The following is a 17,969-nucleotide window of genomic DNA, read 5'->3' as shown; positions in this document are numbered from 1 at the left end:
TCTCACACTTAGACCTTTTGTATTAACTCAAGATGTTGAAGTGGGAGTATTACGGCACCTTACATGCGGGATAAAGTGAAACTTCATTCAGTAGGCGTTTTCTTCCATCTCCTACTGAATGTTAGTTGAACCTATCGGGCATTTAGGTGCCGTTTTCTCACACTTAGACCTTTTATATTCACTCAAGATGTTGAAGTGGGAGTATTACGGCACCTTACATGCGGGATAAAGTGAAACTTCATTCAGTAGGGTTTTCTTCCACCTCCTACTGAATGTTAGTTGAACCAATCGGGCATTTAGGTGCCGTTTTCTCACACTTAGACCTTTTGTATTCACTTAAGATTTGAAGTGGGAGTCTTACGGCACTTTACATGCCGGATAAATTGTCCTAGTGTATCATACGCAAGCTTTTAGCGTAGTCAAAATAGGTAGACTCCTGCGGGAATAGCTCGAGCTGAAGATCCCGCAGGAAAGCGACCTTTGCTTTCCGAGGAAGCTGAAGAGACCTGCGGAAAGCGAAATATGTTGACGTAGCGATGATAGGGATTTTTTTTACACAAATAAACCGAACAGTTTTAAATGAATTGTTCGGTTTTTGCTATTTCGTATTTGCTTATGTACCAACCCCTTTTTTCTGCATGGTATAGACGAATGCGCGGTTTGAAGGAATACATGAGAAACCGCAAAATAAAGCGTAACCGTTTCCTTTTTGATTAGAACCGTGTACCATAAAATTCAGTATGTAGTTATGATGAGTGGGGAGGATGTGAATCATGCTGACTTTTAACCCAGATGAACTGGCAGTGAAAGATGTATATAAACTGATGACGGGGACGATTGCCCCACGGCCAATTGCTTTCGTCACAACGGTTTCTACGGAAAAAGGGGTGACCAATGCGGCTCCTTTCAGTTTCTTTAATGTCGTTTCCAGCAACCCGCCGATTATCTCGCTATCCATCGGCAGAAGAAACGGAGAAATGAAAGACACTTCTCGGAATGCGGTGTCCAGCGGGGAATTAGTTGTACATATCAGCACCGATCATATCATTAAGGATGTCAACGAAACAGCAGCAACCTTGCCAGCTGGTGATAGTGAATTGGAACTGACTTCCCTCCAAACCACTAAAAGCACAAAAGTAAATGTTCCGGCCGTTGCAGAAGCGAAGGTGCGATTCGAGTGCAAGGTGGAGCATCAGTATGAAATAAAAAATGATGAAGGCGTGACAGCGGCTGACCTCATCTTGGCGCGGATTATTTATATTCATATGGCTGAAGATGTATATGATGAAAAAAATGGCTATATCCTTACCGACAAACTTAAGCCTGTCGCCCGCCTGGCGGGAAATGAATATGCCGAAATTGGAAATATTTACAAACTAATAAGGCCGAAATAATATTGGCAGGGTGTTGAAGATTACTTGGAACTTTTTACAGTAACGCTCATTTTCATTGCATTGTTTATTTTTCTTATCCACTCGATTGAGATTTTGGCGTATGCGGTTAGGCTTTCGGGAGCCAGGGTACGGATGATTGCCTCCGCCCTATCTTTATTCAACATAATGGTAACGGTTTCCCGGCTGGCGAACATGATGCAGCAGCCGTTTACGGGCAGGCTGATTGATAACGCCCCGGAAGAAAATGCTCTCGCCTTTGTAGAAGGTCAATTTCGCGTCATTATCGGTTCATCTACTTTGGGAACGATATTTGGAATCCTTTACTCCCAACATTCGTTGCCCTTTTTCCAGAGCCATTATTCATCTTTCCGAGGAGAGGGGGTCGGTCCCAGGACTGTTTCGCAAAGGATTTTCAATCAAATACATACGGCGGGGGATTGAACATATCCACGCCCCCGCCCTCTCCTATTTAAAGGGAATCAAACTCAGAGAGGTTCCTGTCCGGTTATTTTTATTGAATATGATCATTTCTGCGATTTATACGACGGGAGTCCTTTCGGCATTATATGCGTCATTGCTCGCTCCCGAAAGAAGCGCCACCACCATCATGTCTTCGGGACTCATCAATGGCGTAGCCACTATTCTCCTTGTTGTTTTTGTCGACCCGAAAGTGTCGGTGTTGGCCGACGATGTCGTCAATCAAAGGGGTAATTATCTTCAACTGAAAGGTGTTTCTGTCATGATGATTGCCTCCCGCTTCCTCGGAACAATCCTTGCACAGGCATTGTTTATTCCGGGGGCATTCTATGTTGCCTGGCTTACAAAGTTTATTCCATAAAAAAGGATTGATATGGACAGACGGGGCAACAATAAATAACGAGAACATGGACCATTCGGAAGGAGCTTATCATGAAAAAAAAGCAACCGTACAAATCGTTGAAAAATGCACCGAAAGAAGTGCTTGAACAAAGTCCTACTGGTTACGGTTTCATGTCTGTTATGGAAACAGGGGAAGAAAAAGGGCGGGATGATCAAGAAGAAAGTCCGTCGTTGTACGGGATGGAGAAAAACACAAGCTTGCAGTCAGCTGATTTCTCAACAACCGACAATCCTTATTTCAGCGACCGGGAAGGGGTGTAAACATGGCAAAAAAAGAAAGGTTGAATGAAGAAGCTGCGCCTAATAACAACATGTCTTATGCGGATATTCAAAGATCATTAAATTACGAGTTCGCTGAACAGCTTTCTGATGACGGCGAAAGAAACAAGCTTGCCAAAAGCAGCCGCTCCATAAAAAAATCTAAGTAAGCGACAAACCGGTCTGCCAGGCAATGGGTATGTGAACGTGTATCGCGGGGTTTTTCCCGGCGATGTGTACTGCTTCCTTTCACCCCAAAAATCCTGTTTTTGAATACAGGATTTTTTTATTTTCCTTATTAAATGATAAGGTTATGATTTAAGAAAAACATAAGGAGCTGTTTGAAAATGCAAGAGATTTTACCATTTCTCATGTTCCAAGGAAACGCAGAAGAAGCAATGAATCATTATACGTCTTTAATCGAAGGCTCCGAAATAACAGAAGTAACCCATTCCGAGGATGGAAAAGTACTCAGAGCCATTTTTTCGTTAAAAGGGCAAAAGTTCATGTGCATTGACAGCAGCATTCAACACGCTTTTACTTTTACTCCTTCTTTTTCCATATTTGTCATCTGCGATAGCAAAGAAGAAGTCACAAATCTATATGAGCAACTGTCAACAGACGGGGAAGTGCTCATGCCGCTTGGTGAATATCCTTTCGGAACATTTGCCTGGATCACCGACCGCTTTGGTATTTCTTGGCAGTTTAATGATCAAAAATAAAAAGACCGTTCCTCATTTGAAGAACTGTCTTTTATGCAATAATCCCATTTTAAGAATTCGGCAAGAAAAAACTTCGGCCGCGACACATCGCATGTTTTGCAAGGATGTCGATCACTTAGACGTTGTGGCATACATACGAGTGCAAACGAAGTTACCAGAAAAGGGAAGCTTCGTTAACATCTACAACGCGCAAAGAAAAAAGCTCAGGCTTCGAGGAGATCGCTTCCTGAGCTAGCTTGCCAACAGGACGCTTTCGATTAGCCTCTATTCTGTTTTTATCAGTGGGAATTAGAGGGACAAAAATGCCACATCTGGTGAGGCTAAGCCTTCCACTAACTGAAAATTCACTTTATTACGTTTCACCGATGACCGCTTCAGCGATGTTGACAGCGTGGTCTCCGATTCGTTCAAGGTTGCTGACGATATCGACATAGACAATACCTGCGGTGCCTGTACATAGATTGTCATTGAGGCGTTGAATATGTTTTTTGCGTAATTCCCACTCCATTTTATTAATCAATTGCTCCTTTTCCAGCACTGCCCGTGCACGCGAATCATCATCGGCCTCAAGCGACTCTATAGATTGACGGAGCGTAGATATAGTTAAATCAAACATCCTGTCCAAGTCATTGATCGCCGAATCAGAAAATTTCACCTTTTGTTGTAATTGGCTGTCAACGAGTTCCGTTATATTTTCAATGTGATCCCCGATCCGCTCCAAATCGATGACTGTATTCAAAAGAGAACTGTGGATTTTTATGTCTTGATCTGACAAGGAGTGGTAAGAGATTTGAACAAGGTAATCCGTAATGGTTTTGTCCAAGTTATTTAAGGCATCTTCGATTTGCGGGAGCAATTCCCGATTTTTTTTACTCTTTGTCTTGTAATAGGCTTTAATTTCTTCCATTCCTTTTTCAACTAGCTCTGCCATCCGTATTACTTCTTTTTTTCCCTGTCCAAGAGCAACCGAAGGAGATTGGCGGATGAATTTTTCTCCTAAATGGACCGGTTTATATTCAATTGTGGTATCTTCGCCGGGAACAAGCTTGGTTACAATCCATGCAAGCACTGCTATAAACGGAAATTGCAGGATCGTATTGGATACGTTAAAAAGCCCGTGGGCAAAAGCAATCGTCATTCTTGGATTCAAATCAAGGCTCGCCTGCATGTACTCGATAAAATGAGTAAATGGAACAAATAAAATGAGCACAATGGTTGTTCCAATGACGTTGAAAATGACATGTGTCAACGCAGCGCGCTTGGCTGCCACCGATGCGCCAATGGAAGCCAACACGGCTGTGATGGTTGTTCCGATATTGTCTCCAAATAAAACCGGCAAGGCGGCATGCAAGTTAATAGCCCCTTGGTCAAACAATGTTTGCAACAAGGCAATAGCGGCGGATGAACTTTGGATAATAACCGTAAACACAACGCCGGCCAGTACTCCAAGAAGCGGGTTGTCACTGAAGCTGACAGTTAAATCTGTAAAAAACTGCGCATCACGCATAGGCTTCATCGCGTCACCCATTAAATTCAGCCCAAAAAACAAAGCGCCGAATCCGAAAAATACTTGACCAAAGTTATTGACCTTGTGATTCTTAAAAAAGAATATTAAAAAGGCACCCAATGCAAGAATTGGCAAAGCATAGTCCGATATATTAATCCCAATAATAAATGCAGTTGTGGTCGTTCCAATATTGGCGCCCATGATGACGCCAATCGCTTGCCTTAAATTCATAAATCCTGCTGTGACAAGCCCAATCGTCAATACCGTTGTGCCCGAACTCGTTTGCAGGAGAACCGTAACAACAATACCCGTTAATACACCCAAAAAGGGATTGGTTGTAAAACGGTCAAGCAAATCCCTAAGTCCGTCTCCCGCCGCTTTTTGAAGGCCATCACCCATTGATTTGATGCCATAAAGGAAAATACCGAGTCCTCCAAAAAACATGAAAAGAATTGTTTGCAAATCCATTTCTTCAGCCCTTTTTTTCGACATATTTTTGCTCTTTCACCATGTTATATTAAGATACTGTAAAAAGTAAATCAACTTAATGTAAAGATTTTGTAAACATTTATGGAAATGTTTCAATAAAGCGAGAAATCAATTCATTCATTTCCATTGTTAGTTGAGTGAATATGATTTTGCCGCTATTTCATGCGGAATCAAACTTTTTATCAGACCACTGTACTTTAAATGGACACAAATAACAGATTTAACTTTAGCGGATTAAAATAAGATTTAAATCAAATTCAATCTCCTAATAAACTGCTCTGAATATCATCCCATCGAGGATTTTTTAAGCAATAACATTTTGGTTTTATTGTAGGAGGCAAAAATGACAGATAAGTTTAGTCTGCTCATGGCTTTTTTCTTCATTCATGTCTTTTTGAATCTCAAAAGGGTTGTTTGTCAGTTGCGGATGAGCGGTAAGTATCCAATTATGAGGGAAAGGCGGGGAAAGGATGGAAAGGCCAGCTGATATCCAGGCTGTATGAATACGGATATCTTTGTCAAGGTAAAAGCACTGATGCCTTCGGAGCAGGGCGGCAATATCCCTTCCTTGCATGCCCTCCGGCTCCTGGGGTGATGAACCTAAGGCCAAAGACCACCTGTAATTCCTGTTACTAGATCATAACTTAATTCTGTTGTGCCACGCATCATAATACTTTTGAGCAAAACGATTCCCAAGGTCATTTAAAATATGTATCTAACTCATTTAACATTTTATTATCCTTAGTTCCATCTTTCTATGCATGATATATAGCATAGCTAATCCCAGCCGAACTAGTAAACAATGAAACACTTCGATCTGAATAGTCTTTTTTTATTATATTTTCAGTCATTTTCATATGCTCACGCGTTATCAAATTTCAATTTTTACCATTAAGTAGTTGTTTAATCAAAAAAACAATCAATCCAGGGTTTCCATGCGAAAGGGAAAGAGGTTTCCAATAGTCGAGTGTACTTTTTTCGTATTTATATTGAACATTACATCCACGATCCGTTCAAACTTCCATTATTTTATGCAAAACGGGGTTAACTTACCATACTAAGCGCATTTGCTTTTTTGTTACTCCTGATGCTGTAAGCAATGAAAAATTGAGCGGCATAGTACGTGGACATGACAAGTATATGCTCGTAGTGAATGGGAGAAACAAAGCGATTCCAGGCTAAAAAGGAATCTGAAATAACAAATAAGATACTGCCTAAGGCAAGATAAACATTTCCAGTCATAATAGCGAACCAAGTCATGCTTGCGATCACAATCATATAAATGCTAACCGGAAAAATGAGAGCCTGTTCTCCAGAGTTTGTAAGTGCTTGAATTAATGGCCTTCCAAACACCCAGGTATAAAGAATAAGAGGAAGAACACATGCAAACCGCCACTTGGAAAACCTCCATTGAAAAGCAAAACTAGCTATATAGAATAAATGGCCAATTAAAAAGGCTGTCAGACCAACAATAAACCAATGTATCGTTCCATCACCAATGGAACAAAAAACGAAGCCAAGCAAAAGCAGCCAATGTGCTTTTGTTTTTTGCTTTGGTAATGTAAAGAAAGCGTACATGATAATAAGTATCATTGGAATTAATTTAAAAAACAATTTTAACAGTAAGGGATCAGCCGGAATAATAAGAATATACAAAATACTTGTCACCAAAATCAGGACTGGCAAACGCTTCAATTGCAAAAATACCACCTTCCCCTATTTGACATCTTTCATTTCCAAGATACCAGCAAGAACGGCAAATACAAATAGTAGAGAAAACGTGTACCAAATGAAACTTTTTTTGAAAAAACGCCACCTGCCAATTTCATATCATAGCCGTTAACTCAATGTCACAGCACTAGCCATTCAAAATGGAGCAAAAGACAAGCTGGAATGCTTATGAATATTGTAAAACGTCTCTTTGGGATTCACCCAACAGGCTGGTGAATATCATTGAATCCATTTCATCAATCACTGTAATGCAAGCGAAATGTCCAATGTGACAGATATCATTCTTATTTACAGGCGAACGCTTTTCGCAGGTCGGCTTTAGCCTCCCCATCACTCCCGCGGGTCTCCAGCTTAATAAGCAATTTCCTAATGTTCGTTTTTGAACATGAAAAAGCAATGATGACATTCACTCAACTTCCCCCAACCGCTGGATAAGAAATGCTGTCCTAATGATGTAATTTTCCAATAATTATTAATAATAAGTATATAAGCTGCAGATGTATTTTGCAACTGAAAATAAACGAAGTAACATGGAGAAAAGCGCGCCCCGTGGCTGGACAGAATCTTGTTTTCGAGCCGAACGTGAAAATACTTGTCAGGAAAAAGACAGTATTATCAAAATCGTCCCCTAAATAACGCTGCTAATGAATATTTGGAACCATGAAATGATGTGTTTTGCAATCCATTGCATTTTACAACTGAGCTTTCCTCATGTCAGATTCTTTCTCTTTCTGAACCAGCTCAAATTGCCTAAAAGCGAACACTCTCAAAAAGACAGTTAGCTCGTACGGAAGGATTACAATTCTTATCTTTCAAAGACGGTGTGCGTTGTGCACGGATGTACAATTTAAAAGAGCAAAAGCAACAGCTTGTATGACTTGAATGAACAGAGCAGCAAATTGATCTTTTTTCCAGGGGGCAAACAAATGGGGAAATCTGCCGCTTGTGATTCCTATTATTCAGGAAACACTTTTATAAAGATAAGTCTTTATGCCATCGTCGGAGTCTATTAGGCCAAATTATAAGCACCCTAAAATATCTGCGTCCATTGCCGTGTAAATAAAAGGCCGTATTTCACACAATAACACTGCTGACTGTAAAATAGGTTTTATTTTGCGGGAGAGCTTGCCCTCCCCACCTCTCCCAATTTTATGAAAATGGCTAAAAAAGAGGAGGCCGGAACACAACTAAATCAGCTGATGAAAAAACGAACCATAAAGTGAAACTTCATTCAGTAGGAGTTTTCTTCCATCTCCTCCTGAATGTTAGTTGAACCAATCGGGCATTTAGGTGCCGTTTTCTCACACTTAGGCCTTTTGTATTCACTCAAGTTTTCGAAGTGGGAGTCTTACGGTACCTTACATGCCGGATCAATTTTCCTAGTGTATCATACGCAAGCTTTTAGCGTAGTCAAAATAGGTAGACTCCTGCGGGAATAGCTCGAGCTGAAGATCCCGCAGGAAAGCGAAATATGTTGACGTAGCGATAATAGGGATTTTTTTTTACACAAATAAACCGAACAATTTTAAATGCATTGTTCGGCTTTTGCTATTTCGTATTTGCTTATGTCCCAACCTCGTATTGATCCTTTAAAGGATAGATCCGCTTTGGCAGACCAATATTTACCCCAACAGTTTGGCCGCAAGCGATTTTGCTTTCACAATATCTTTCGTTCCATGAATAAGCAGACGGCCATCACGGAACAAAACAATCCGGTGACCGTCAAATTGGCAGGCCACAAGGTGCGGGTTAGACACAAGATCTGTTACAATCGGACGAATGGTTTCAGAAAGCAGGCGCGGCTCGACCATCCTCTCACGCGATAGTGTGAGTTGAACTGTATCCCGTCCGCATAATACCGCTGTTTTTGTTTGATTTTCTTTGGATAAAAACGGAAAGGTCGCTTGTTCTGAACAACTTGGACAATCTGGACGACGCAGCTGTCTTACATCAATTGCCGCTTGATCGCCCGTCCAAAGATCAAACGATTTGAGCCTGTGATCTACTTCTTCTCCCACGATATATTTGAATACGTTGGTTACTTGATGTGCTGTTACCACTTGAATAATCGGGCTGATTACCCCCGCTGTATCACAAGTGAGTGTTTGCGGCGGAAGCGTATTGAGCAGACAATGGAGACATGGACGGTCGTTCCACCCAATCGAATAGGTCAAGCCGTAGCTGGCGACGACAGCCCCCATAAAGAACGGTATATTTACTTTTCTGGATGCGTCATTCATTAACAATCTCGTTTCGATATTGTCCGTCGCATCCACAATTAACGTCTTTCCTTTGACAAGCTCTTCAGCATTTTCTGCTGTTACATCCGCAACCATCGTTTCAATGTCTACTTCACTATTCATCTCGCCAAGCCGCTTTTTGGCCGCAACCGCTTTTGGCAACTGATCGATCACATCTTGCTCGGTATAAAGCTGCTGTCTCTGCAAATTACTCCAATCAAGTATATCCCGATCTACAATCGTCAGCTTCCCTACTCCTGCACGAACGAGCATTTCGGCACTTGCAGATCCAAGTGCCCCCGCTCCGATCATTAAAATATGGGATTGAGAAATTTTCTTTTGACCGGCTTCACCGATCGGTTCAAACAGTACCTGTCTCGAGTAACGGCTGTTCACGATGGAAGCAATCCTTCAATAGGACTGCTCGGCACCGCATAATCCCTCTCTTCGATCCGGCCGGCTTCAAATCCGAGCCTTCCTGCTTCAATGGCTAGTTTCATAGCAAGGGCCATCTTCACTGGATCCTTTGCTCCTGAAACGGCAGTGTTTAACAATACGGCGTCCGCTCCCAACTCCATTGCGTAAGCCGCATCCTTCGGAGAACCGATACCTGCGTCAATAATGACCGGAACAGATGATTGCTCAATAATAAATTTGAGATGTAAAGGGTTTAAGATTCCCCGTCCCGAGCCAATCGGGGAAGCGCCCGGCATGACAGCGTGGACTCCCAGATCTTCCAATCTTTTGGCAAGTACAACATCATCTGATGTATACGTAAGTACAGTAAAACCGTCCTCCAACAACATTTCAGAAGCTTTCAACGTTTCAACAGGGTCAGGAAGCAACGATCGGTCACATCCGATAATCTCCACTTTCACCATATCGCATAATCCAGATGCACGAGCAAGTTGTGCCGTCCTGACAGCTTCTTCCGCTGTTTTAGCGCCTGCCGTATTGGGAAGAAGGGTATACTTTTTCAAATCAAGCATTTCCAAAAAATTGGGTTGAGACGGTTCAAATACGTTCATTCTTCTTACCGCGAACGTAAGAATCTCTGCTTCCGATACGCGAACCGCTTCCTTTTGTATTTCAAATGAAGGGTATTTTCCTGTACCCAACAACAATCTTGAATCAAATGTCTTCTCTCCTATTTTTAACATGCTTATCCTCCTCCTACAAAATGAATCATTTCAATCTCATCTCGTTCACGAATGTGATTTCCATAATCGGACTTTTGAACAATCTCTTTATTTACCTCGACAATGACAATTCGATTGGACAACTTAAGATGATCGAGCAGCTCTTGAATGGTCGTAACATGTTCAGGCAACTCATACAGCTGGCCGTTTAATTTCACTTCCATCTCGCTCCCCCCTCTCAAGTGATTGCCTGCCTGGCGTCATCATAAGCCGCTGCGGCAGATAATGGATCCTTGCTTTCAAAAATCGCTGACATCACGGCTATCCCCGAGGCGCCTGCTGCATTCAGTTCGGGGATATGTTCCGGTTTGATTCCCCCAATCGCATAAATCTCTGCGCCATCGTATTTCACGCTTATCTCTGAAAACTCTTCAAGTCCGCGCGGCGGCAGATGCCCTTTGCTGGCTGTTTCAAACACATGTCCATATAATATCCAATCAGCTCCGCCAGCGATTGCCTGATCGGCTTCCGTCGCGGAATGAACAGAACATCCTGCTAATAGTCGGGGAAAACACCTTTTTACCGTTTGCACATCCAACCCGCGCCCCGGAAGATGCACCCTTCGGATATTTGCCGCAACAGCTACATCTACCCGGTCGTTTACAATCAGTTTTTCAGAAGAGACTCCCTCACGTAATACCAACTGGATCAGTTGCATACACTCATCAGCCGTTTTTGATTTTTCCCTGATGATAAAATGATCGACAAACGGCTCTGCTTCCACCATTATTTGTCCTACCTTTTTGATCGGCCATCTATCATTTGTTACAGCAATCAACTTCAACTGCATGCCCCCTTTAAACACAAAAAAACCACTTACCATAAAGGAAGCGGCCAGATTTATCATATAAATCGGCATGTCACTTCCCTCCGCAGGTTCCAACCTGTTCAGGTGATAAGGGTATCAGAGTGCGCACTCTTCTCTCAGTCCTTTTCAAGGATTCCCCCAGTGCTTTTGCATATGAATGATTCTTGTAGTAATGATAGCATTAACTTTTCATATTGGAAAGTATTCTAGTTTTCTTCCATACACTCCTCGTAAAATTGATCATATTGATCTGCCATTTCAAAGTCCAGTGTCGTTAAGCCACGGGCTCGCCAAGAAGAAATTTTAAGTGTCACAAGCTTGTAGTCGATTGATATAAATGGATGATGTTGCGCTTTTTCCGAAGCTTGTGCCACTTTGTTCACAAAGTCGATTCCTTTTAAGTAGTCGCGGAAACGGTACTTTCTCGTAATCCATTTTTCATCAACAAGTTTCCAATTTTTATTTTCTTGCAATTTCACGGCTATTTCTTCTTGCGATAAACGTTCCATACAATATCCCTCCAAAACGAGAAAATGATCATTTGGCAATGACAAAAACTTCCGTTCGACTCGACATGAAAAAACGGATTATTGGACGTGCTTTTGCAAACACTTTATCATCTTTTATAAGAGAAACCAAGGAGTGATTCCATTGTTACATTCACCTGACATAAAACTGTTTGATGGGACCCCATTGTCAGTTCTCGATTTGGCTCCCATTACCGAAGGAAGCACGGCAACAGAATCCTTTAAAAACAGTGTTGAATTGGCACGAACTGTCGAAAGCTTTGGATTTAACCGCTACTGGCTTGCCGAACATCATAATATGCCCGGTATTGCCAGTTCCGCTACATCGGTCCTCATTGGCCATATCGCCGGCTCCACGAAGTCCATTCGAGTGGGCGCGGGCGGCATTATGCTCCCGAACCATGCGACTCTTGTCATTGCTGAACAATTTGGAACCCTTGAATCGCTATATCCCGACAGGATTGATTTAGGACTCGGTCGTGCGCCGGGAAGCGATCAAGCGACTGCCTATGCGCTCAGACGGACACTTAACAGAGGAGCTGAAGAGTTTCCGCAGCAAGTGGAGGAGTTGGAGGAATATTTTCATGGAACAGCACGAGTGCGCGCCATTCCCGGTGAAGGACTCAACATTCCAATCTGGCTGCTCGGCTCGAGTGATTTTAGCGCCCGGCTCGCCGCTTATAAAGGATTCCCATTTTCTTTTGCCAGCCATTTCGCTCCCCAATACACGATACCGGCTATACAGCTTTATAAAAATAACTTTCGGCCATCGAAAACGTTAGACCGCCCTTATGTAATGGTTGGCGTTAACGTCATAGCCGCTGATACAGATGAAAAAGCCGCTTGGCTTGCCACTTCCCAGCAACAGCAGTTCTTGGATCTTATACGCAACATGCCGTCTCAATTAAAACCGCCTGTTGACAATATGGATGAAATTTGGTCGCCGCTTGAAAAAGCCTCTGTTGAACGGACTCTTGATGCGCGCTCCACAATTGTGGGCCGCCCTGATTACGTTCGTGAGAAGCTGCGTGAATTTATAAAAGAAACAGAAGCTGATGAAATCATCGTTAACTCACAAATTTTTGACCCAAAGGACCGGGTCCACTCATATGAAATTCTCGCAGAGATGTTAGTTTGAGCGTTCTTTTCCCTATTCGGTCCCGATTCCCGCTAACAGCACCGTGCGGGTTTCGACTGTATAGCCCCATGTTACTTGTGACGTCCCATTCATTTGGTTTATAGATCATACGCTTATATGATAATTTTGTACAAGCATATTCATTTTCACACAGCTGATCGCAATAAAGATGTTTCATTTTTCCTTTATCATTGCACAATGGGGCCGGGACAGAAGTTGAAAGCTGATTCATATTACATCGTGAAAACAAAACCGCCTGAAATCAAGGTTTTAAACTTGATTCCATGCGGTTTATTTCATTTTTACAGAGTTATGTCCAGCCCTTATTTTTGTTAAAAAAATTCCTATCATCTCTACGTCAACATATTTCGCTTTCCTGCGGGATCTTCAGCTCGAGCTATTCCCGCAGGAGTCTACCCTATTTTGACTATGCTAAAAGCTTCCGTATGATACACTGGGACAATTTATCCGGCATGTAAGGTGCCGTATGACTCCCACTTCAAAATCTTGAGTGACATATCGCCCTTTAGAGGAACATGTCTGGTGTTATTATAAATCTTTATTGTAAATGTAACAAAGTTTTATTTGTAACGAACCGACTTTATTGAAAATGAACAGCAGTGGCTCTATCTGTCAATATTATCCCTAACTTTCCAAACTATACTTTCAAATGGCATCCTATCATCCAGGCGCCGCCATTTCTTGGTCTCCACTGATCACGCGGCTGCGGGCCCTTCCCCACTAATAAAGTGTACGCCATAAATAAAAAGTAGCGTACGATTCCCAGTTTTTCCATGAAGCCGATAAGGCCATTATTTCATTTTTGGTGGGCTTTCGATCCATTTTACGCAGTACTTTTATTGCATTCATAAGACCCACATCATCGATTGGAAAAGCAGACCCGAACCTAAGACAACGCATTAAAACATAATGGGCCGTCCAAGGACCAACGCCACGAATCTGGGTTAATTTCTTTTCGGCATCTTGAAAGCTCATTTTCATTAGCTCTTCCTTCGATATCTCTCCACTTGCCATGAGCTTAGCTATGCCAATCACATATTCACTTTTCCGTAGCGTCATTTTAATATTTGAAAAATCGCTGGTGGTTCGTTGTGAAATTTGCTTGTACGACGGGAAAATCCAGTATTTTTTTCCTTTCCATTCCATACATTCCCCAAATGCTTCTACAAGCTGTTTTTTTAATGTGTATGCGAATGCGATATTAATTTGCTGTCCCAATACACCCCAACATAAGGCTTCAAATAAGTCGGGAATCCCAATAACCCGCAAGCCGCGAAACTTTTCAACAGGCGTTTTAAGAAGCGGATCGGCTTCTGCTATTTTATAAAATGGCGTTATATCTCGATCAAGATCAAACCATTCGCGAATATATTTGACAATCTCCTCCCTATGCCACTCCTCAACAGGTTGGGCGGCATCCAAAAAACGAACAACCATCTGTTTATTAGCGATAACGCTTATTTGTATTAAGAATCTAGCTTTTTCAATAGCAATGGCTTTCGTTATAAAACCATCCTCTATTTCATACATGCATTCATTCTTTTCCCGTGTTAAATACCCAAGATTCGCTTCCAGATCAAAATCTTCAGGTAACATTATGGTGATGTCATCTTCAAGTGTACGGAATGTCATGTTATCCATCTCCTCATTATGGCAAGCATTTTTATGTCCTTATACCGAATTGATGTACATATTATCACATCATCATCCGATAGAATTTCAATATCTTGCTATTACGTTCTAAAGAACTTATTTTTTATTTCATCTGCCGTTATACTAGATTGTACAAAATCATGAACAAGGGAGAGGTTGAATGTCTTTAAATATAAGGACACGTACTCAAAATGTAGATTGGGCGTCGATTCAAAAAGAATTGGATGAAATTGGATTTGCAAAACTTCCATCCCTATTAACGATAGGAGAATGCGCCTCTTTCATCGAGTTTTATAAACAAGAGGAGTTATTCAGATCAACTGTCAATATGGAGAGATACCGCTTTGGTAATGGAGAGTATAAATATTTTTTATATCCACTGCCCGACCCACTACAGCAATTAAGAGAGTCTTTGTATGTGGAGCTGGCTAAAACAGCCAATAGATGGGCGGGTTACTTAAACCAGCCTGCACAATTTCCGGATCATCTACAAGATTTTCTAAAAATATGTGAATCATATGGACAAACGAGGCCAACCCCCTTAATGCTAAAGTATGAAAAAGGAGGATTTAATTGTTTGCACCAAGATTTATATGGAGATATATTCTTCCCCTTCCAAGTAGTCTTTGGATTAAACAAAAGGGATCATGACTATGCGGGAGGAGAATTTATACTGGTGGAGCAAATTCCACGTGCTCAAAGCCGAGGTCATGTCATTACGCTGGAACAAGGTGAGGCGCTCATTTTTCCCACCAGCTATCGGCCTTTCTTCGGTAAGAAAGGGTATTATAAAACGAAAATCCGCCATGGAGTCAGTACTGTTACTTCCGGAGAACGCTATGGACTTGGAATTATTTTTCATGATTCGAAATGAGGTTGCCATTGAATATCTGCAAAATCGTCCATTTCAATGTTTAGGGGGCATTTGCTTAAGAAGGTGAGAGCATAATGGAAGGCAAACAACAGAATAGCTTTCAAAAGGGTTGCGGAATGCCGGATAACGCCACATTCATGACAAATGAAAGATGGCAAGCGATTATAAACAATGATGCTTCTTACAATCATCAATTTTTCTACGCCGTCAAGTCGACGAGGATATTCTGCAAACCATCATGTAAATCTCGTGTGCCAAAAAAAGAGAATGTCCGTATTTTTCTAACGGCAGAGCAAGCTCTCCAAGCAAATTTTCGCCCGTGTAAACGTTGCAAGCCCACTAACGAGGAATTGCCTGATCATGAGTGGATTGCTCTTGTCACGGAATACATTCATAACCATTTTACAAAGCCATTACATTTAGAAGCGCTGGCAAGTATCGCCCACGGAAGTCCGTACCATTTACACCGAACATTTAAAAAGATTAAAGGCATCACACCTGCCGAATATATACAACAAGTGAGATTAAACGCGGCAAAAGAGTATTTAACTCAAACCAATAAAACGATTACGGATATCTCCATATGCGTGGGAATACCAAACACACCCTATTTTATAACACTATTTAAAAAGCAGTTTGGCCATACACCTGCACAATATCGTAAACTGCAGCGGTTCAAGCGTAAAAAGGAGAATCAATAATATGAAATCAAACCATACATCCGCTATTTACTGGTCTTTGCTAGAACATAAAAATTGGCGTTTTTATATAGCAGCCACATCCAAGGGGCTTGTATATGTTGGATCACCTAACAAACCATTGGAAGAATTGTCTGCATGGGTTGAAAAACATTTTCCGGACAGCCAACTCGTTGAACATGAGAAAAATCTCGCTCCTTATAAAATGCAAATCATCGAATATTTAGAAGGAAAACGGAAAGAATTCACATTTCCAGTTGATTACAAAGGGACGCCATTCCAGCTGTCAGTTTGGAATACTCTTTGTGAGATTCCTTACGGACAGACAAAGACCTATTCCGACATCGCAAACTACCTGAACAAACCAACGGCGGCTCGTGCTGTCGGCGCAGCTATTGGCGCGAACCCCATTATGATCGCAGTGCCATGTCATCGCATTGTTGGAAAAAATGGCGCATTGACCGGTTATCGCGGTGGTCTTGCAATGAAATCCAAGCTTTTGGAACTGGAAAATCCGAACTCACCTATGAATAAATAACATCGTTCCGGCAGGATACAAAAAGAAAGAGAGCGCTCATTAGCAAAGCAACACACCAAACAACGATTTGGATTTATCGGTGTTGCACCTGTTACAACTCCTTATAAGAGACGCCTTTTTGGCGTTTTTGCGTTCGCGAAACAGGTCCTTTTTAAAGTGATTCGCTCCCTCTCTTTCCACCTTGAACTGATGAAATGAAGCTCCAAGTCTTTATGCGGTCTTCTTATCCTTTAAATTGCAACACTCTAATACCTTGTCCTCTCACCTGCATACTTTCATTAAAATTTTCAATCAGATGAAAGTCTTGGAGAGCGTCAAGAAGCTGATCATCCGTCGGATCTTTGGCAGTCAATAAGGATGATTTGTACAGAGAACATGCCAGATCTTCTTTTATGCCGCCTTCAACGAACAATATTTCTTCGCCTTTTGATTTCTTGAAATAAAGCTGATGAAGATTGAATAAGCGAAGAAGCTCTTCTACAGGTTCTTCATGATCATCGACACGAAGATCCAAATAACGGTCTGTCATCCCGCCGTACCCTCCGTTTTCTTTAACTACCAATAAAGATGCCGATTGCTTTCCACGTCTGTCTCCCCCTGCCTGCTCCCCACTCATGAGTGCTTTTAAAAGACGGGTCGCCAAATCACCTTTACATGATTGAAATGCAGCGGCCATTGCTTCAACAACTTCTCGCCCCGCTAAAATGTTTCCTTGGCAAGCAAAATGTTTCCCCGACATCCCGCCGGCCCATTTGTAGCATTCATCCCCAGAAAATGTGGCGCTGTTCCCTTTCGCATCGACCATTCCAACCTGACGTAAGGCTTTTTGCTCGTCACATTCAGTGAGGATGCTGATTGTTTCTTCCGCACTTTTCCCACTCTCCATTAACTCCAGCCCTCTTTTTCCATATAAGGGATTTGCCCACGATTGTGTCGCCACAGCACCAGCTCCTGCTTTGGCCCACGGCACAATAGAACCGACTGCGAGGAACTTGGAAACAACGGCTACCCCAAGCTCTTCTGTTTCAGGATCATAACCAACGATCGAATATGTATTTATGAAATCTTTGAATATTTTCATCATAACCTTCCTTTTACTTTATTTGACCCGCACATTTCTTATATAGCCAAACTAGATGAGTTGCTAAGAGATAAGAGAATGGCCAGCCCGGCAAATGGATAACTTGCGAGACAATACGCTGAATTTCTGAACTCCACTTCACATAGCGCCCGCTCACCTATCGGATGCTTTAAGCCTGAGATGGAAGATCATGTTGGAAGTCATCCAAAGCC

General features: G+C 42.0%; 17 protein-coding genes, 1 pseudogene and 1 riboswitch. Of the genes and pseudogenes, 9 read left to right on the top strand and 9 right to left on the bottom strand.

Annotated features, from left to right (window positions below; genetic code table 11):
- Positions 1 to 773: 773 nt before the first annotated feature.
- The 5 genes and pseudogenes from JOC94_RS12945 (at position 774) to JOC94_RS12925 (ending at position 3,253) form a co-directional block, all read left to right on the top strand.
- Positions 774 to 1,394 carry a flavin reductase family protein gene (locus JOC94_RS12945; protein ID WP_077114005.1) on the top strand — a complete coding sequence of 207 codons (621 nt, stop codon included), beginning with the start codon at positions 774 to 776 and terminating at the stop codon, positions 1,392 to 1,394.
- Positions 1,395 to 1,418: 24 nt separating this feature from the next.
- A pseudogene (locus tag JOC94_RS23555) lies at positions 1,419 to 2,232 on the top strand (lipid II flippase Amj family protein).
- A gap of 71 nt (positions 2,233 to 2,303) precedes the next feature.
- Positions 2,304 to 2,534, top strand: coding sequence for a hypothetical protein (locus JOC94_RS12935; RefSeq protein ID WP_077114006.1), 231 nt, complete (start codon positions 2,304 to 2,306; stop codon positions 2,532 to 2,534).
- 2 nt (positions 2,535 to 2,536) lie between these two features.
- The gene (locus JOC94_RS12930; RefSeq protein ID WP_171974047.1) at positions 2,537 to 2,701 is read left to right on the top strand and encodes a hypothetical protein; all 165 of its coding nucleotides are present in this window, start codon (positions 2,537 to 2,539) and stop codon (positions 2,699 to 2,701) included.
- 177 nt (positions 2,702 to 2,878) lie between these two features.
- Positions 2,879 to 3,253 carry a VOC family protein gene (locus tag JOC94_RS12925; RefSeq protein ID WP_205179523.1) on the top strand — a complete coding sequence of 125 codons (375 nt, stop codon included), beginning with the start codon at positions 2,879 to 2,881 and terminating at the stop codon, positions 3,251 to 3,253.
- Between the two features lie 352 nt (positions 3,254 to 3,605).
- Here the strand turns inward: JOC94_RS12925 and JOC94_RS12920 are convergent, their stop codons facing one another.
- The 7 genes from JOC94_RS12920 to JOC94_RS12890 form a co-directional block, all read right to left on the bottom strand.
- Positions 3,606 to 5,228, bottom strand: a complete 1,623-nt coding sequence (locus tag JOC94_RS12920; RefSeq protein WP_077114032.1) for a Na/Pi cotransporter family protein — start codon at positions 5,226 to 5,228, stop codon at positions 3,606 to 3,608.
- 1,065 nt (positions 5,229 to 6,293) lie between these two features.
- Complete coding sequence (locus JOC94_RS12915) at positions 6,294 to 6,950, bottom strand: lysoplasmalogenase (RefSeq protein WP_077114008.1); 657 nt, start codon at positions 6,948 to 6,950, stop codon at positions 6,294 to 6,296.
- A gap of 1,652 nt (positions 6,951 to 8,602) precedes the next feature.
- Positions 8,603 to 9,616, bottom strand: a complete 1,014-nt coding sequence (locus JOC94_RS12910) for a ThiF family adenylyltransferase (protein ID WP_077114009.1) — start codon at positions 9,614 to 9,616, stop codon at positions 8,603 to 8,605.
- Positions 9,613 to 10,380, bottom strand: a complete 768-nt coding sequence (locus JOC94_RS12905; RefSeq protein WP_077114010.1) for a thiazole synthase — start codon at positions 10,378 to 10,380, stop codon at positions 9,613 to 9,615. The genes JOC94_RS12910 and JOC94_RS12905 overlap by 4 nt, the downstream gene beginning before the upstream one ends.
- Before the next feature lie 2 nt (positions 10,381 to 10,382).
- Positions 10,383 to 10,583 carry a sulfur carrier protein ThiS gene (gene thiS, locus JOC94_RS12900; protein ID WP_077114011.1) on the bottom strand — a complete coding sequence of 67 codons (201 nt, stop codon included), beginning with the start codon at positions 10,581 to 10,583 and terminating at the stop codon, positions 10,383 to 10,385.
- A 14-nt stretch (positions 10,584 to 10,597) separates the two neighbouring features.
- Positions 10,598 to 11,278 carry a thiamine phosphate synthase gene (locus JOC94_RS12895; RefSeq protein ID WP_083717749.1) on the bottom strand — a complete coding sequence of 227 codons (681 nt, stop codon included), beginning with the start codon at positions 11,276 to 11,278 and terminating at the stop codon, positions 10,598 to 10,600.
- Positions 11,268 to 11,377, bottom strand: a riboswitch (TPP riboswitch). (Overlaps the previous gene by 11 nt.)
- Before the next feature lie 56 nt (positions 11,378 to 11,433).
- Complete coding sequence (locus tag JOC94_RS12890; RefSeq protein WP_077114012.1) at positions 11,434 to 11,736, bottom strand: 4a-hydroxytetrahydrobiopterin dehydratase; 303 nt, start codon at positions 11,734 to 11,736, stop codon at positions 11,434 to 11,436.
- Between the two features lie 142 nt (positions 11,737 to 11,878).
- On the opposite strand from JOC94_RS12890, the gene JOC94_RS12885 reads away from it, so the two are divergent.
- Positions 11,879 to 12,892, top strand: coding sequence for an LLM class flavin-dependent oxidoreductase (locus tag JOC94_RS12885; protein ID WP_077114013.1), 1,014 nt, complete (start codon positions 11,879 to 11,881; stop codon positions 12,890 to 12,892).
- A 741-nt stretch (positions 12,893 to 13,633) separates the two neighbouring features.
- Here JOC94_RS12885 and JOC94_RS12880 read toward each other — a convergent pair.
- Positions 13,634 to 14,545 carry a DNA glycosylase gene (locus tag JOC94_RS12880; protein WP_205179520.1) on the bottom strand — a complete coding sequence of 304 codons (912 nt, stop codon included), beginning with the start codon at positions 14,543 to 14,545 and terminating at the stop codon, positions 13,634 to 13,636.
- Positions 14,546 to 14,726: 181 nt separating this feature from the next.
- Here JOC94_RS12880 and JOC94_RS12875 point away from each other — a divergent pair, with 181 nt between their 5' ends.
- The 3 genes from JOC94_RS12875 to JOC94_RS12865 all read left to right on the top strand — a co-directional run bounded on the left by JOC94_RS12875 (position 14,727) and on the right by JOC94_RS12865 (position 16,676).
- Complete coding sequence (locus tag JOC94_RS12875) at positions 14,727 to 15,440, top strand: 2OG-Fe(II) oxygenase (RefSeq protein ID WP_077114015.1); 714 nt, start codon at positions 14,727 to 14,729, stop codon at positions 15,438 to 15,440.
- Positions 15,441 to 15,556: 116 nt separating this feature from the next.
- Positions 15,557 to 16,141 carry a bifunctional transcriptional activator/DNA repair enzyme AdaA gene (locus tag JOC94_RS12870; RefSeq protein WP_236017091.1) on the top strand — a complete coding sequence of 195 codons (585 nt, stop codon included), beginning with the start codon at positions 15,557 to 15,559 and terminating at the stop codon, positions 16,139 to 16,141.
- A 1-nt stretch (position 16,142) separates the two neighbouring features.
- A complete protein-coding gene (locus JOC94_RS12865) occupies positions 16,143 to 16,676 on the top strand; it encodes a methylated-DNA--[protein]-cysteine S-methyltransferase (RefSeq protein ID WP_077114017.1) in 534 nt (177 codons plus the stop codon).
- A 223-nt stretch (positions 16,677 to 16,899) separates the two neighbouring features.
- On the opposite strand, the gene JOC94_RS12860 is transcribed toward JOC94_RS12865, so the two are convergent.
- A complete protein-coding gene (locus JOC94_RS12860; protein WP_139345744.1) occupies positions 16,900 to 17,760 on the bottom strand; it encodes a DUF1028 domain-containing protein in 861 nt (286 codons plus the stop codon).
- Between the last annotated feature and the right edge of the window lie 209 nt (positions 17,761 to 17,969).

The sequence above is a fragment of the Siminovitchia thermophila genome (genome assembly GCF_016909185.1).
Classification (GTDB): Bacteria; Bacillota; Bacilli; order Bacillales; family Bacillaceae_C; genus Siminovitchia; species Siminovitchia thermophila.
This window is presented reverse-complemented; position numbering and strand designations above follow the sequence as displayed.

Excerpts from the sequence above, each read along its gene's own strand:
- JOC94_RS12945 (WP_077114005.1), top strand. The coding sequence starts at position 774 with ATGCTGACTTTTAACCCAGATGAACTGGCAGTGAAAGATGTATATAAA.
- JOC94_RS12935 (WP_077114006.1), top strand. The coding sequence starts at position 2,304 with ATGAAAAAAAAGCAACCGTACAAATCGTTGAAAAATGCACCGAAAGAA.
- JOC94_RS12930 (WP_171974047.1), top strand. The coding sequence starts at position 2,537 with ATGGCAAAAAAAGAAAGGTTGAATGAAGAAGCTGCGCCTAATAACAAC.
- JOC94_RS12925 (WP_205179523.1), top strand. The coding sequence starts at position 2,879 with ATGCAAGAGATTTTACCATTTCTCATGTTCCAAGGAAACGCAGAAGAA.
- JOC94_RS12920 (WP_077114032.1), bottom strand. The coding sequence starts at position 5,228 with ATGGATTTGCAAACAATTCTTTTCATGTTTTTTGGAGGACTCGGTATT.
- JOC94_RS12905 (WP_077114010.1), bottom strand. The coding sequence starts at position 10,380 with ATGTTAAAAATAGGAGAGAAGACATTTGATTCAAGATTGTTGTTGGGT.
- thiS (WP_077114011.1), bottom strand. The coding sequence starts at position 10,583 with ATGGAAGTGAAATTAAACGGCCAGCTGTATGAGTTGCCTGAACATGTT.
- JOC94_RS12895 (WP_083717749.1), bottom strand. The coding sequence starts at position 11,278 with ATGCCGATTTATATGATAAATCTGGCCGCTTCCTTTATGGTAAGTGGT.
- JOC94_RS12890 (WP_077114012.1), bottom strand. The coding sequence starts at position 11,736 with ATGGAACGTTTATCGCAAGAAGAAATAGCCGTGAAATTGCAAGAAAAT.
- JOC94_RS12880 (WP_205179520.1), bottom strand. The coding sequence starts at position 14,545 with ATGACATTCCGTACACTTGAAGATGACATCACCATAATGTTACCTGAA.
- JOC94_RS12875 (WP_077114015.1), top strand. The coding sequence starts at position 14,727 with ATGTCTTTAAATATAAGGACACGTACTCAAAATGTAGATTGGGCGTCG.
- JOC94_RS12870 (WP_236017091.1), top strand. The coding sequence starts at position 15,557 with ATGCCGGATAACGCCACATTCATGACAAATGAAAGATGGCAAGCGATT.
- JOC94_RS12865 (WP_077114017.1), top strand. The coding sequence starts at position 16,143 with ATGAAATCAAACCATACATCCGCTATTTACTGGTCTTTGCTAGAACAT.
- JOC94_RS12860 (WP_139345744.1), bottom strand. The coding sequence starts at position 17,760 with ATGATGAAAATATTCAAAGATTTCATAAATACATATTCGATCGTTGGT.